The following is a 14,446-nucleotide window of genomic DNA, read 5'->3' as shown; positions in this document are numbered from 1 at the left end:
CTGGCTGCGTCGCGGTCCCTTAATGTCTGCCCACAGGACAAGAAAAGACGAAGGAGACACACACCGTTGGTCATTCCTTGTTCTGCGGCACTTAGCTATGCCGGAACACAAAATTTTGACTACCTGGGATATGCGATGAATCAAGTAGGTGTGGACATAGGCGGGACATTCACGGACCTGGTGGGCTATCGGGGCGGCGAGCTGTTGCTCGCGAAGACCTTGACCACCCCGGCCAATCCCACGCTAGGTGTAGCAACGGCGCTCGAGCTCGCGGGCACCGAACTGGGCGAACTCGACGAGTTCCTGCACGGCTCGACGATGGCGATCAACACGGTGCTCGAACGCAAGGGCTCCGCCACCGCGTTGATCACTACCGCAGGCTTTCGCGATGTCTACGAGATCGGCCGCGGCAATCGGCCCGATGCGTTCGACATCCATTTTCAACGCCCGCAGCCGCTGATTCCGCGCAATCTGCGTTTTGAAGTGAGCGAACGGCTGAACGCCAAAGGCGAAGTGCTGATGCCGCTCGATGAGCAGGCTGTGCGAACGCTGGGCGCGGAACTGGTTGCGCAAGGTATCGAATCGGTAGCGGTTTGCTTTCTGCACTCTTACGCGAATCCGCAGCATGAACTCGCGGCGGGCCGCATTCTGCGCGATGCGTATCCGGATCTGTTCGTCACGCTGTCGCATGAAATCCTGCGCGAATTTCGCGAATACGAACGCACGTCGACCACCGCGCTCAATGCCTATGTCGGCCCGCGCGTGCGGCGCTATCTGCATACGCTGAAGTCGCATCTGGACGAACGCGGCTTTAGCGGCGCGATCCAGATCATGCGCTCCAACGGCGGCAGCATGTCGCTCGCGCATGCTGCAGTAGAACCGGTGTCGATGATGGAGTCTGGTCCGGTGGCCGGCATGATCGGTGCAGGTCACGTCGCGAAACTGCTGGGCATCCGTCAGGCGATCGGCTTCGATATGGGCGGCACGACCGCGAAAGCGACGCTGATCACCGACGGCATTCCCGCGATCGAAGACGGCTATTACATCGGCGGCTATGCGACGGGTCAGCCGATGCAGTTGCCGGTCGTATCGATCGTCGAAGTCGGCACGGGCGGCGGCAGCATCGCGTGGCGCGACAAGTCGGGCGGCCTGCATGTCGGCCCGCAAAGCGCGGGCGCCGCGCCTGGCCCCGTGTGCTACAACCGCGGCGGCACGGAGCCGACCATCACTGACGCCAACGTCGTGCTTGGGCGCCTGAACCCGGATCGCTTTCTGGGCGGCGGCATGGCGCTCGATATCGATGGCGCGAAACGGGCACTGGTGAAAAACGTTGGTGAAGGGCTCAACCTGTCCGCGAACGAAGCAGCGATGGGCGTGGTGCGTATTGCCGACTCGGCGATGGCGCTTGCGGTGCGTGCTGTATCGGTGCGTAAAGGCGTCGACCCGCGCGATACGGCGATGATCGCCTTCGGTGGAGCGGGGCCGGTGCACGCAGTTGCGCTGTGCAAGGAAATCTACATCCCGACGCTGGTGATTCCAAAGCTGCCGGGCAACTTCTCCGCGATGGGCATGCTGCTCGCGCCGTGGCGCCAGGACCTGGTGCGCACGCTGGTGGGCGTGCTGGGCAAGCTCGATCAGCAGACCGTGCTTGCGGCATTCGACGAACTCACCGCAGCGGCCAAACGCCAGCTAAGCGAAGACGAACTCGAAGATCACGCCGCGCAGTTCGACTTTGCGGTGGACCTGCGCTATCGCGGCCAGGAACACAGCATCACGGTGCCGCTCGCCGGACCGGATGCGCTGTCGCCCACGAACACGGCGATGCGCGAGCGCTTCGACGAACTGCATGACCAGCGCTACGGGCACTCGGCTTCCGGCGAAATCATCGAGGTGGTCAACCTGCGACTCACCACGACGGTCGCGCGCGGCGACGCGATCGACAGTTTCATCGGCGCGAAATTCGAAGCCGAGCAAGCACCGCCTGAGCAACTGCGCGATGTGATCTTCGACGATCCCGAGTGCCCGCTGCAGGCACGCATCCTGTGGCGACCGTCGCTGGCCCCGGGCTTCGAAGTGGAAGGGCCGGCCGTGATCGAGGAGCCGCATTCGACCACGGTCATTTTCCCCGGCGACGTCGCCCGCATCACCGAACACGGACACATGGTGGTGTCCATCAAACTGCCCGAAGGAAATCTGCAATGAAGACCACGCAAACCTCTCAAGCGCAAGCCGCGATGCCGACGCCGCGCCGCGCCGCGGTGGATCCGATCACGCTGGAAGTGGTCAGCAATTCGCTGATTGCCTACGCGGAAGAGATGGCGCTCGCGCTGTGCAAGTCCGCGTACAACATGATGATTTATGAAGTACGCGACTTCTGCTGCGGCCTGATCGACACTGAAGGACGGATGATCTGCCAGAACGAAGGCGGTCTACCGATTTTTCTCGCGGACCTTGGCATTGCTGTCAAGGATGGTATCGATCGTTATGGTCTGGACGGCTTCGCGCCCGGCGACGTGGTGATCATGAATCACGCCGGCGTGTGCGGGCAGCATTTGAACAATGTCGTCGTCTACACGCCGTGCTTCTTTGAAGGCAAGGTAGTGGCGTTTGCGGCCAACCGCGCGCACTGGGCCGACGTCGGCGGTTTGCGCACCGGCTTCGGCAACGTGCAGACCTACGAGATCTTCCACGAGGGCATCCAGATGCGCTCGATCAAGATCTACGACGCCGGCCGCCGCAATGACGGCGTGTGGCAGATGATCTCGGACAACATCCGCTTTCCGGAAGCGTCGCTGGGCGATCTCCGAGCGCAGATCGCCGCGTGCCAACTCGGCGGACGCCGCCTTGCCGAACTGTATGGCCGTTATACGGTGCAGACCGTGAGCGATTGCATCTCAGCTTCGTGGGATCAGGCTGAAGCCGAAGCGCGCGCCGTCGTGCAAAGCATTCCCGATGGCGTCTATACCGCCGAATCGCGGCTCGACAGCGATGGTCGTCGACTCGACGTGCCGTTGCGCGTGAAGGTGACCGTGGTCGTGGAAGGCTCGAACCTGACGATCGATTACTCCGACATGAACGAGCAGGTGCCGGGTCCGCTGAACTCGGGATACTCGGGCGGTCTGTCTGCCGCGCGCGTCGCGTTCAAGTGCATCACGATGCCGCATGCACCGGTCAACGAAGGCTGCTTCCGCGCGCTTACGCTGATTTCGCCGGAAGGCACCATGCTCAATGCGCGACCGCCCGCAGCACTCGGCCTATGGAGCATTGCATTGCCGACCGTGATCGACACGCTGTTGCGCGCGCTGTCGCTCGCGCTGCCCGACTTCGTGCCCGCCGCGCACAAGGGCGATATGGGCGGTTGCTCGTTCTACGGGCAGCGCGAAGAAAACAACGAGCGCTATGTGTTGATGAATATTTTCGGCGGCGGCTGGGGTGGCCGCGCGAAAGAAGACGGCGCATCGGCATCGGTGTCGATCTGCCAGGGCGACGTGCGCAACACGCCGGTGGAGCTGCAGGAAATCCGCTATCCGTTTCTCGTCGAATGTCATCAGCTGCGCGAAGACAGCGGTGGCGCTGGCCGCCAACGCGGCGGGCTTGGCGTCGTGCTGCGCTATCGCGCGCTGCAGAAGAGCACCGTCAACGTCAATCTCGAACGCATTATCGAACCGCCGTGGGGCGCTGAAGGCGGCAATCCGGGCGCGAGCAACGCGGCAATGATCCGGCGCAACGATGGCACCGAGCGTTCGGTGACGAAGGAAAGCAATATCGCGCTGGCCGCGAACGACACCATCACGTTCTGGACTGCGGGCGGCGGCGGTTACGGCGAGGCACGGGAGCGTGCGCGCGAACGGATCGAAGACGACCTGCAACAGGGCTACGTGACCGCGGCCGGCGCGTTGCGCGACTACGGCGTCGCGCTTGGGCAAGAGGAGTTGACGCAATGAGTGCGCAACTTAGTCAGGAGCGCTCGGAACGGCTGCGTAATGCGATGGCCGATGCGGGCGTCGATCTGCTGGTGGTGCCGGGCGACGCATGGCACAGCGAGTATCTGCGCTATGCGCTCGACGTGACGCCGATGGAAGGACAGGCAGTCGCCTGCATCGGGCGCGACGGCACGTTCCGCCTGTTTGTGGATAGTCCCGCCGAAGCGGCGAGATTCGCCGCCGAGCTGTCTTCTTCAGTACAGGTGTCGTGGTCGCCGCAGCCGCTGGCGGAAACAGAGACGTGGCTTGCGGCGCGCGGCACCTCGAAGGCGGCGATGGCGGCGCCGACGGTCGCGCCATCGCGTCTTGCCCGTGGCCCGCTCGGGGCAGACATAGCCGCGACGACCGCATGGTTCGACCGGCTGATGGTCGACAAGAGCGCGGCTGAGGCGGACGCGGTAGCGCGCACCACCGCACTCGCCGATGCGGGCTACGAAGTGTTCAGGAACGCCGCGCGCGTCGGCACCAGCGAATACGAACTGATCGCCGAAGTCGAAGCGTGGTTTCGCGCGCAAGGATGCCCCGAAAACTTCGTCATTCTCGGCACGGGCGGCCGCGAAGTGCGTGGCATGCATCCGCCGGGCGAACGGCGCATCGCAGCCGGCGATCTGGTGACGACCGAATTGACGCCGTGCGTCGACGGCTACTACGCGCAGATCTGCCGCACGCTGGTGGTCGGCGAACCGACTGATGCGCAGCTACGTGCATTTGCGGTCTATCAGGAAGCGCTTGCAGCGGGGATCGCCGCGGTGCGGCCGGGCGCGACGCACGGCGACGTCGCGCGTGCGCAGAACGATGTGTTCCGCCGCCACGGCCTTGGCGACTATGTAACGTCGGCCTATACACGGGTTCGCGGCCACGGTGTCGGTTTGTTTGTCGACGGCGTGCATGTGCTCGAAAACGTCGACCTCGTGCTTGAACCCGATATGACGCTGATCGTGCATCCGAACACGTATCACCCGGAGGTCGGGTACATGGTGCTGGGCGATATGGTGCGCGTCACGGCCACCGGATGCGAGGTCCTCACGAGGACGCCGCGCGATCTGTTCACTGTGCCGGCGTAAACGCCGGCACTTGCAGGAGGAGACAACTATGCGTCGAGGACTGGTTAGTTGGTCACGGGAAGAGGTTCCGCAAGCGACTTTGGACGCGCGCGTAGCGCGGTTGCAGCAGGCGATGCAGACGGCCCGGCTGGATGCGGTGCTGGCTTATACGTCGTTCGCGCAGCCCGCGCCGGTGCAGTGGCTTACACACTTTGTGCCGTATTGGAGCGAAGCGCTGGCAGTCGTGCTTCCGCACGGCGCGCCGACGCTGCTCGCCGCGCTGACGGCGCGGGTGCATCCGTGGATTCGTGAAGTGGCGCATCTCGCCGAAGTCGTCGCGGCGCCGCGGCTTGGGGACAATGCGGGTGCTTTTTTGCGTGAACGGTTGGTTGCCACAGGAAAAGACACAGCGGAATTGCGCATCGGCGTGATTGGTCTGGATGCGTTGCCGTGGTCCGTGGGCGAGCCGCTTGTGAATACATTGGGTGCGGACGTGCTGGTCGAAGTCAGCGACATCTATGCTGCGCTGCGACTTACGCCGGATCAGGCTGAACTCGATCTCGCCAGACGAGCAACGGCAATCGGCGAAGTTGCTCTACGCGCGATTCCGGCCAAGGCGGTGCGTGCATCGGAGGTGCTGGCGGCCGTCGAGGGTGCAGCACGCAGGTTGGGCGCTGAAGAAGTGTTGCTGCGTATCGCGCCGGATTTTGCACAGATCCCGACGCTGCGGCGCATGGAGCGCGATATGCCGTTGGGCGAGCGTTACGCGGTGGAGCTTTCGGTTGCGTACAAAGGAAGCTGGGTGCGTTTGAACCGCTGTGTCGCGGCGAATGACACGCCCTCCTCATGGAAGTCGGCGGCGGAGTGGCTTGCGCAGACTGCGTCGTCGATCAACGCTGGTCAAACGTCGCCTTCCTTGGCAGACGCTCCCGCGAGCGGCAAGGTCAACGCCTGGACACTCGAAGCTTGCGTGGGCATGTATCCGCTTTCGGTAGTGGCCGCGCATGATCGGCCTCCTGTGTTGGCGCTGCGCGCGGGTAGCCTCGCGGTGTTGTCGGCGGAGCTCGAGTTACCGGATGGGCCGTGGCGCGGCAGCGTGCCGTTAGCAGTCGGCGCGGCGGGAAGTCATAGCACGATGCTGGTTTCGTGAGCGGGCCGGCCGTGTCGACTGTGATCGAAGAGCTCGCGCGTTTCGCAGCGTCCGCGTCAAGCGAGCGGCATCGTGATGCGATCGGCCTGCAGCTCGCCGATTCGGTGATCGCTTTGCTGGCAGGCGCGGCAAGCGCAGAAGGTCGGGCCTTGCAACGCTTTACCGCTTGCGCCGACGGCGGTCCGCTCGCTATGTGTGCGAGCCTCGCAGCAACGATGCGGCTGACTGAAATCGACGATATCCATCGGGCCAGTGCGGTCACGCCGAGCGCGATCGTATTGCCGGCAGCACTGGTGATGCGTTCGTCGTACGCGCGGCAAGCGTCGCCGGCCTGTTTTGCCGATGCGATGTTCGTCGGCGAGGAACTGTCGATCCGTTTTGCACGCGCGTTGGGCGGTGTGTCGCTACTCGCGCGGGGTTGGTGGCCCAGCTATCTGGCGGCTCCGATTGGCGCGGCGGCCACCGCGGGACGGCTACTTGGCTTGTCGCCGGAACGGATGCAACATGCGCTCGCGCTGGCCGCGGCGCAAACGCCGCCGCCGATCGGCCGCACGGTGGGGCAGCGCCCAGGCCGCTGGCTGCTGTTTGGGGAAGCGGTGCGTGCCGGTTGCGTCGCGGCGCTTGCGGCGGCGGATGGCATCGATGGCGATCCCATGCTGCTGAGCGATGCGTGGCTGCGCCGTATCGGCGGTGATTATGTCGATGTTGGCTGGCTTGCTCCGCACGAAGGCGATTCCCCCGCGCGCCTGCAGATCAGCGTCAAGCCTCACGCCGCTGCAAAGCAGGTGCTGGCGGCAGTCGACGGATTGCGGGCGCTGCTTGCGGGCGGCGTCCGTGTTGGCGATATCGATGCCATCGAGGTTGCGGTGCCGACCGCCTATGCCGCGATGCTCGATCGCGAGCCGCCTGAGACTGGACGGCTGGCAAGCCTGGTCAGTGCGCGCGGGCAACTTGCCCTCGCGGCGTTGCAGCCTGCCTCGCTCGACGATGTTGCGCGCGATGGCTTGCGCTGGACGCCCGAGCTTATCGTTTTCGCTGCGCGCGTGCGGGTGAGTGCTGACGCAGCCCTCGACGGTCTTTATCCCGAGAAGTGGCCAGCGCGAATACGCGTACATGTGCGTGCTGCGGGCGGGACGTACGAAGTCACCGTGGAAGACAGCGCCGGCGATCCATCGCAGCGTTTCACCTTTGACGACATCGCCGACAAGGCATCGCGGATACTCGGCGAACATCCCGCGCGCCGCTTGCTCGAAACCGCCCGGCACGCTGTAACGGACGGCACGCAACTGGATGCCCTATGCGTCCATTTCACCGATCGGCATGTCGGGTCATAGCGTCCGGGCTATGCAGCCATAGCCCAATGAACAATTGTGGTGGTCTGGTTCGATCCGCTAACGTGTCCGCGCAGCCTCGCGCGCGGGCGATCAGGTTGCCTTGTGCCGACGCACCTGGATGGGTCAGGTGCAGGCGCGCAGGCAGCCGCATCCCGCGCAAAGAAGAGAACAATGGAGACAGACGATATGAGCAGCACCCCGACGGGCACGACGACGGAACTGAACGTCGCAACGTTTATGAGCAATCAGCCGCTACGGTGGCTGCATGTCCTGATCGTCGTGCTGCTGGGGGCGACGATGGTGATCGACGGTTACGACATCTTCATGGTCGGGCTGATTCTTCCGGCGCTGTCGAAAGGGCTCAATGTTCATCCCGCCGAGTTGACCCAGGTATTCGTGATCCAGCAGTTCGCGTTGCTGATCGGGACGCTGGTGTCGGGCCCTATGCTCGACCGCTTCGGGCGGCGACGCGTGCTGCTGGTCGCGATGCCCATATTCGCGTTGCTGACGATCGCGACATCGCAAGTGAACACCGTGCTGGAACTCGATCTGATGCGCTTTGCGGCGGCATTGTTTTTTAGCGCGGTGATTCCCGCAGCAATCACGCTGGCCAACGAGTTCGCGCCGGGAAAACATCGGGCTGCGGCGGTTTCGGTGGTGTTTTGCGGGTATGCAGGCGGAAACCTGATCGGTGCGAGCGTGCAGGCGTGGATCCTGCCGTTCGGGTGGCAGGCGGCGTTCTGGGTCGGCGGATTGCTGCCGTTGCTGATGCTGGGCTTTCTGTGGCGCTGGCTGCCGGAATCGGTGCAATTCCGTGCGATGCGCAATCCTGCCGATGCGTCGATCGGGGCGACGCTGCGGCGCTTCGATCCGTCGTTTGTGATTGACGCCGGGCGGCGCTATGTCGTGCAGAGCAAGCAACAACGGCAACGTCGGCTATCGCCGCTGGTGCTGTTCATGAACGGACGCGCAGTGATTACGTTGCTGCTGTGGCTCGCGTATCTTGCGACCGGCATCTTCAGCTACATCAACAATTCGTGGACCACGACGCTGCTGCATACGACGCGCAGCATGCCGATGGTGCATATCGCGGGGCTGATGGCGGCGAGCGCGATTGCAGGTGTACTCGGCACCGCGAGCAGCGGGTTTGTGATGGACCGCTTCGGCGCTGCGCGAGCGTTGCCCGCTTATCTGGCGGCGGCAGCGCTCACCATCTGGATCATTGCGACGATGGATGTGTATTCGCAATGGACGCCGTTGGCTTTTGCGGCGCTGGGGTTTCTGTATAACGGCGGTTGGGGTGGGCTGAATGCACTCGCTGCGGCGATTTCGCCGGCGGAAATGCGCGCGACGAGTGTGGCCTGGGCACATGGGGCTTCGAAAGTCGCCGGGATGATCGGGCCGGCTATCGGCGGCGCGCTGGTTAGGGCGCAATGGGACTTTACGCCGATCTTGCTGGTTGCCGGAGCGTTTGAACTCGTTGCGGCGACGGCGGTGCTGCTGTTGTTGACGCGGCGTAAGGTGGCGTTGGTGCCGGTTCAGGTTTAGGTGTACGGTATTTCGGCGCGTCTAGCGAAGTTGTCTCATGCGACGCCTATCATGTCTTAGTTACGAGGTCTAGCGATTAAGACAGACGTGGCGGTAAAATACGCGGATGGAACTGACCGGAATTGGCCTCTATACGCTGCAGGAAGCGGAGCGACTCACTAGCGCTAAAGCGCGAGAAGTGAGTCGGTGGCTGTTCGGCTATAAATCCAAGGATGGCACCAACCCGCCGCTGTGGACCACACAGCTGGCTGGGCTTGACCAGAAGGTTATCGGCTTCAAGGATTTACTGGAGCTGAGAATCGTAAAGGCATTTCGGAATCACGATGTTCCGCTGCAGGTAATCCGTGCGGCGATCGATAATGCCAAGGCGATGTTTGGGGCCGACTATCCGTTCACAGCGAATCGCTTTCTTACCGACGGTAAGACTATCTTCTGTGAAGCGCTGAAGGAAGGCGGCGTCGAACTGACCGACCTCGTTCGCCGACAGCTGGTATTTGAACATATCGTTCGACCGGAACTGTATGCCGGCATTGAGTTCGATGCTGACGGGCAAGCCAAGCGCTGGTTCCCGGTGAAAGATAGCGAAGAGATTGTTCTTGATCCGGAGATTTCTTTCGGGAAACCCGTGCTCACCGAATACGGTGTGAGAACGGAACTGGTAGCGCAGACGTACAAGGCAGAACAGAGCAAGAAGATGGCCGCCTCGTTGTATGGCGTTCCTGTTTCCGCAGTCGACGCAGCCATCCGCTACGAGCGGTTGGTTGCATGAAGTATTTCTTCGATAACAACCTGTCAAACCATCTTGCTCAAGCGATCGGCGAATTGTGCAAGGTGGAGGATTCTGTCGACACGGTCGTTCACCTGCGCGACAAGTTTGCGGCCAATGCCAGAGATCACGACTGGATAGCTTCGCTGGCCGACGAGGGTCACTGGATTGTGCTGTCGCAAGACAGCCTGCGTAAGAACGATCTGGAGCGGACGGCACTTCGCGAGTCTGGACTCAACGTGTTTGTATTGCACCGTCAGTGGGCACAGCGGCGACATTGGGACAAGGCCCAGAATCTGGTCAAGTGGTGGCCTGCGATTCTGGAGCAAAGCCGACGTATCAGAGCAGGCGCAGCTTTTCGAATCCCGTGGAGATTCGGCGCGGGGCAATTCGAGCAAATCAAACTGTAAGCGCAGGCCGTTTTGCCAGGCGTGTTTTCATGCCCGAGCATGGCTGTTAACGACAGTGGCATCCACCACCACAGTATTGGCGATGCGGTCATGCAAAGCCTGAGCGCGCGGGTTAAACCAGACCCAAAGGAACCCCGCGCCGCACATCGCAAACGTGAGCACATAGCCAAGCGTGCGCAGCAGAACCTGCTTTCGGCTCATCGGCTCGCCGGTATCGGCGTCTACGATTTTTATCCGTACCACGCGCTTACCCGGCGTAGTGCCCCAGAACGCCCACATTACGCCAGTGATGACGATCGGAATGCACTGGCCTATGAACAACCAGAACACGACGGTCAAAATCAGGCTGTCCGGGTTGGCCAGCATGTCGTCGGTCGAAGGACCGAGCGGGATGAACAGCACAACGACCGTCCACCAGATCGAATCGATGAAAAGCGCACGGCCGCGCTGCGAGAACGTCGCGTAGCGCATCACGGGGTGAAGCTCGGTTTGTGCTGCCTCAGTTCGCGCTGCATTACCCACGCTTGGCCCGCTCCAGTTCAAATAACGAGATTAACCACACTTTGTGAAGCGTAGATTGCATGAGCTGATCAAGTTGCGCCACCTAAACCCACTTTCGCTCAGTGCGGCCGGTTGGCGTCAATCCAGGCTTGCGTCGCGGGCATTGTCAGCCGGTAGCGCGCGCAGTTGAATACCTCCAGCTTCGTCAACTCGTCGAGCAACATTGCCTGGAAACCTGGGGCCTGGTCTTCGGTGAGTCCGAGTTCCTCCACCACGACTTGCGCCAATTTTCTGTCGCGAACCACCAGGCCAACAGCCTCGGTCAAATGCTCCCTATAACGCAGTCTCAGAGGATCCGGTGCACCCATCGATTCCATTACGACAGCGTATTTCTTCATCGACCGACGATAGGTCCACGCGAACAGGTCCACCGCACACGAAACGTCCAGGAATTCGTACACGCCCAACATTGCCTGAGCGTAGTCGTAAGGGTTGACGTCAAGGAAGGACAACGGCGAACAGTTGTACAGCATCAGCGGAATGTTTGCTGCGAGGCGACTGGTGCGCTTGTTGCCATCCTCGAATGGCTGCAGGTAGGCAAGATTCACCCATAGGAAAAAGGCGGCCTCGATCGGATTCTTGATGAGTTTGCCCTTGGCCAGAATGGTCTCGAGCATCTCTGTCAGCAACGCTGGCACCTGAGTCGGTACGTAGGCCGTGCCGCTAATGTTGACCACCTTCTTGCGAATCGCGCCCAGTACATCGGTATCAACCGACAGGTCCCGCATGAGGACGGCATGCAGATTTTGAACCAACGCAGTTGAAAGCCCCTGCAACGGCACAGCGCCAACCAGAAACTCAATGGCTGCTTTGTGATTGAGCAGCATCACGGCGTCAGTGTCACTGCCGGCGACTCCGCGATTGAACAATTCCTCTGTCGCCAGCAAGGTGTAGCGGTTTCCCTCCAAACGAGAAGACGACCAGGACAGGTCGATGAGTAACTGCTCCAGCACCTTGCGCGCGTAGGTCCCAGCCGGTAGTCGCTCGCGCAGGCTGGCATCGCGATGGAGCTCTTCGGCCAGGCTGCGCGGCATCAACCACGTCTCGTTGGGAACGTAGCCTTCGACGAATGTGCGCCGGTAGGTAACTGGGTCGCGCGCAGCTAGAGCCACGTCGAGCTTGCGACCGAGTTCGATGGCGGCCGGTGACCACACTGGATGCAGGTCAACGGAGCGATCCTGTGTGGGGGCAGCGTTCGGCACGGCCGCCACTTCGGTCAGCCGGTAGCGCGACGCTCGCGCGTTGCCACTGCGTGTGAGCTGCCCATCGGCGAGCAGCGCGTCCAGGTGGCGGCGGACCGTCGCCGAACTGCCGTAAGTGGCATTGATGACGTCCGAGGAGGAAACCTCTGATTGGCCCGCTTGCGCTAAGCGCTGGATGGCGTCGAGGACGGTGGTACGGGTCAATTTGCTCATTTATCTGCTCAGTATCTGCTCAATGTTGAGCAGATTCATGTCCGATTGAGCAGATACTAGGCTTTTTGAGCAGATACGGCAAATTTTGAGCAGATACTGAGCAGATTGTCGCCTAGGCTAGTCCACGCTCTGGCGGCATCCAACGACCGGCGGAGACTTGCCACCGCTTCAATCGCAACTAAGGAGATATCCGTGGCAAACATTCTCGCAAACGCGTCGATCGACATCAGCGAACTCAATCAATTCGACCTCTGTCATCGAAGCAGCCGATGGTCCTGTCGCGGTGTTGAACGGCGGTAAGCCGATTGCTTATCTGGTGCCTGCTACCGAATGGGAGGCGATTTGCAACGCGCTTGAAGACTGCGAACTCGCAAAGATCGTAGAGGAACGCGCCGGCGAAGAGACTGTGATCGTCGATCTGGATGACCTATCCCGAACTCGTCATCGTTTCTGATGTTCTTCGAGATCACGTCGATGGTGAGGCGCACCGCACATAACGCGAAAGAAGCCAGCAGCGTGGCGGGATCGGCAGCAAGCGTCACCGAGCGCAGCAACGAAATGATGACCGAGGTGGTCGCATCGATGCGCGAAATTGCCGACGGCTCGAACCGGATGGTCGACATTATCTCGGTGATCGAGGGGATCGCGTTTCAGACCAACATTCTCGCGCTCAATGCCGCGGTGGAAGCGGCACGTGCCGGCGAGGAAGGACGCGGCTTCGCGGTCGTCGCGGGTGAGGTGCGTACGCTGGCGCAGCGCAGTGCGAATGCGGCGAAGGAGATTCGCGAACTGATCCAGAACTCGGCCACCAAGGTCGGCACCGGTTCGGCACTGGTGGAGCGCACAGGCGTCACGCTCGAACAGACGCGTGATGCGATCGCGCGCGTCGTGAGTCTCGTGCATGAAATCGCGGCGGCTGCGCTCGAGCAGAGCTCGGGGATCGATCAGGTCAATATCGCGGTGACGCAGATGGATAGCGTCACGCAGCAGAACGCGGCGTTGGTGGAAGAGGCTACGGCCGCGGCGCATGCGCTGGAAGAGCAGGCGGTGCGGCTCAGGGAATCGGTGGCGGTGTTTCGGGTGGCGGCTTGAAAGTGCGCGCTAGTGCAAATGCCCTGTTGACCTGCCCCTTGGGGCCGCCCTTATGTTGGCTACACTTGGTCAACATCGCAGAGGGTGGCTCATGTGTTCTTCTCATTCGTGCCTGAACGCTTCCGAAGCAGCCAGACGGCTCGGTGTAACGATCAAGGCTCTGCGGCTGTACGAGCAACAAGGCTTGGTAAGCCCAGGCCGCACAGCTGCCGGATACCGGGTGTATGGACCAGACGATATGGTCCGCGCCGCCGAGGTTGTCGCTCTGCGGAATCTCGGGCTCAGCCTCGCTCAGGTTGCACGCGTATTGGACGGCAATCCCCAGAGTCTAAAAGCGGCGTTGGCTGCTCACGAAACGGCGCTCGACAATGAAATTCGTGAGCTCATTCGTCGATTGGATAAAGTTCGGAGCATGCAGGCCGATCTTGCTCAAGGCCAAATGCCCTCAGACGGCGAATTGACTGGGCTGCTCAATCGATCGACAGATCTCAGAGCATCGTTTGAGCTTCCGTGGCCTTGGGGTGGCGAATGGTTTGAAGTTCGCGATGTTCGCCCGTTGAACTACATCATCGGTTCGCTTGGCAGCGGAAAGACCAGGCTGGCACATTGTCTCGCGCAGGCCCTGCCTGATGCGACCTTCGTAGGCCTTGACAGATTGGACAACGAATGCGCCACAGCGCGGGCCCTATTGAAAAACGATCCGCCTTTGAAGTCGCGCGTCGGTCAGGTCCTGGAGTGGCTCGTTGACGAGGGTGCGACAGAATCCGATGCTCTGATCGCTTTGCTCGTCGCACTGGAAACTGAAGGGCCCGCAATCCTGGTTGTCGATATGGTGGAACAGGAACTCGAACAGCCCACTCAGGAAGCGTTGATCGCGCACCTTCGCCAACGCGCGAAAACCGGAGGACGCCCACTCTTCTTGATGACGCGCTCTTCAGCCATCCTGGACCTCACTGCGGTTGGACCAGATGAAGCCATCCTTCTTTGCCCGGCCAATCACAGTCCACCGATGCGCGTCGCGCCTTACGCTGGCGCGCCAGGCTATGAGGCTGTCGCGACATGCCTCGCTTCACCGGACGTGCGAGCGCGAATCGCTCGGCGCCCTGAGATGGCCTGACCGCGCTCAGCACCTACACACGCTGCT

The 14,446-nt window shown here is 61.8% G+C and carries 12 protein-coding genes and 1 pseudogene; 11 read left to right on the top strand and 2 right to left on the bottom strand.

Going from position 1 to position 14,446, the window contains the following annotated elements; translation table 11 throughout:
• The first annotated feature begins 135 nt into the window (after nt 1–135).
• The 8 genes from ACYVNQ_RS01715 (at nt 136) to ACYVNQ_RS01680 (ending at nt 10,234) form a co-directional block, all read left to right on the top strand.
• The gene (locus ACYVNQ_RS01715; protein WP_460900407.1) at nt 136–2,202 is read left to right on the top strand and encodes a hydantoinase/oxoprolinase family protein; all 2,067 of its coding nucleotides are present in this window, start codon (nt 136–138) and stop codon (nt 2,200–2,202) included.
• Entirely contained in the window at nt 2,199–3,944 is a 1,746-nt protein-coding gene (locus ACYVNQ_RS01710; RefSeq protein WP_460900405.1) for a hydantoinase B/oxoprolinase family protein, read from the top strand. Before ACYVNQ_RS01715 ends, ACYVNQ_RS01710 begins: the two co-directional genes overlap by 4 nt.
• Nucleotides 3,941–5,047: a M24 family metallopeptidase gene (locus tag ACYVNQ_RS01705; RefSeq protein ID WP_460900404.1), complete on the top strand. Its 1,107-nt coding sequence runs from the start codon at nt 3,941–3,943 to the stop codon at nt 5,045–5,047. Before ACYVNQ_RS01710 ends, ACYVNQ_RS01705 begins: the two co-directional genes overlap by 4 nt.
• A gap of 28 nt (nt 5,048–5,075) precedes the next feature.
• Nucleotides 5,076–6,176 carry an aminopeptidase P family N-terminal domain-containing protein gene (locus ACYVNQ_RS01700; protein ID WP_460900403.1) on the top strand — a complete coding sequence of 367 codons (1,101 nt, stop codon included), beginning with the start codon at nt 5,076–5,078 and terminating at the stop codon, nt 6,174–6,176.
• A complete protein-coding gene (locus ACYVNQ_RS01695; RefSeq protein ID WP_460900402.1) occupies nt 6,173–7,510 on the top strand; it encodes an MmgE/PrpD family protein in 1,338 nt (445 codons plus the stop codon). Before ACYVNQ_RS01700 ends, ACYVNQ_RS01695 begins: the two co-directional genes overlap by 4 nt.
• Nucleotides 7,511–7,696: 186 nt before the next feature.
• A complete protein-coding gene (locus ACYVNQ_RS01690; RefSeq protein ID WP_460900401.1) occupies nt 7,697–9,058 on the top strand; it encodes an MFS transporter in 1,362 nt (453 codons plus the stop codon).
• A gap of 106 nt (nt 9,059–9,164) precedes the next feature.
• Entirely contained in the window at nt 9,165–9,827 is a 663-nt protein-coding gene (locus tag ACYVNQ_RS01685) for a DUF433 domain-containing protein (RefSeq protein ID WP_460900399.1), read from the top strand.
• Nucleotides 9,824–10,234, top strand: coding sequence for a PIN-like domain-containing protein (locus ACYVNQ_RS01680; protein ID WP_460900398.1), 411 nt, complete (start codon nt 9,824–9,826; stop codon nt 10,232–10,234). The genes ACYVNQ_RS01685 and ACYVNQ_RS01680 overlap by 4 nt, the downstream gene beginning before the upstream one ends.
• A gap of 27 nt (nt 10,235–10,261) precedes the next feature.
• Here the strand turns inward: ACYVNQ_RS01680 and ACYVNQ_RS01675 are convergent, their stop codons facing one another.
• On the bottom strand, nt 10,262–10,705 hold the full coding sequence (locus tag ACYVNQ_RS01675) for an RDD family protein (protein WP_460900494.1): 444 nt from the start codon (nt 10,703–10,705) through the stop codon (nt 10,262–10,264).
• Nucleotides 10,706–10,854: 149 nt separating this feature from the next.
• Nucleotides 10,855–12,210, bottom strand: a complete 1,356-nt coding sequence (locus ACYVNQ_RS01670; protein WP_460900397.1) for a Fic family protein — start codon at nt 12,208–12,210, stop codon at nt 10,855–10,857.
• 157 nt (nt 12,211–12,367) lie between these two features.
• Between ACYVNQ_RS01670 and ACYVNQ_RS01665 the strand changes: the two genes are divergently transcribed.
• From ACYVNQ_RS01665 to ACYVNQ_RS01655, 3 genes and pseudogenes are all read left to right on the top strand, one after another.
• Nucleotides 12,368–12,664 carry a prevent-host-death protein gene (locus tag ACYVNQ_RS01665; RefSeq protein WP_460900396.1) on the top strand — a complete coding sequence of 99 codons (297 nt, stop codon included), beginning with the start codon at nt 12,368–12,370 and terminating at the stop codon, nt 12,662–12,664.
• A gap of 8 nt (nt 12,665–12,672) precedes the next feature.
• A pseudogene (locus ACYVNQ_RS01660) lies at nt 12,673–13,302 on the top strand (methyl-accepting chemotaxis protein); the annotation flags it as partial.
• 91 nt (nt 13,303–13,393) lie between these two features.
• Complete coding sequence (locus ACYVNQ_RS01655; RefSeq protein WP_460900395.1) at nt 13,394–14,419, top strand: MerR family transcriptional regulator; 1,026 nt, start codon at nt 13,394–13,396, stop codon at nt 14,417–14,419.
• Nucleotides 14,420–14,446: the final 27 nt, after the last annotated feature.

It is taken from the genome of Paraburkholderia jirisanensis (assembly GCF_054782355.1).
Note: the sequence above shows the minus strand (reverse complement) of the source record. Positions and strands in the feature narration are given on the sequence as shown.

Bases quoted from the DNA above. Each gene is read 5' to 3' on its own strand.
- ACYVNQ_RS01675 (WP_460900494.1), bottom strand. From the start codon at position 10,705: ATGCGCTACGCGACGTTCTCGCAGCGCGGCCGTGCGCTTTTCATCGAT.
- ACYVNQ_RS01690 (WP_460900401.1), top strand. From the start codon at position 7,697: ATGAGCAGCACCCCGACGGGCACGACGACGGAACTGAACGTCGCAACG.
- ACYVNQ_RS01700 (WP_460900403.1), top strand. From the start codon at position 5,076: ATGCGTCGAGGACTGGTTAGTTGGTCACGGGAAGAGGTTCCGCAAGCG.
- ACYVNQ_RS01655 (WP_460900395.1), top strand. From the start codon at position 13,394: ATGTGTTCTTCTCATTCGTGCCTGAACGCTTCCGAAGCAGCCAGACGG.
- ACYVNQ_RS01715 (WP_460900407.1), top strand. From the start codon at position 136: ATGAATCAAGTAGGTGTGGACATAGGCGGGACATTCACGGACCTGGTG.
- ACYVNQ_RS01670 (WP_460900397.1), bottom strand. From the start codon at position 12,210: ATGAGCAAATTGACCCGTACCACCGTCCTCGACGCCATCCAGCGCTTA.
- ACYVNQ_RS01685 (WP_460900399.1), top strand. From the start codon at position 9,165: ATGGAACTGACCGGAATTGGCCTCTATACGCTGCAGGAAGCGGAGCGA.
- ACYVNQ_RS01710 (WP_460900405.1), top strand. From the start codon at position 2,199: ATGAAGACCACGCAAACCTCTCAAGCGCAAGCCGCGATGCCGACGCCG.
- ACYVNQ_RS01680 (WP_460900398.1), top strand. From the start codon at position 9,824: ATGAAGTATTTCTTCGATAACAACCTGTCAAACCATCTTGCTCAAGCG.
- ACYVNQ_RS01705 (WP_460900404.1), top strand. From the start codon at position 3,941: ATGAGTGCGCAACTTAGTCAGGAGCGCTCGGAACGGCTGCGTAATGCG.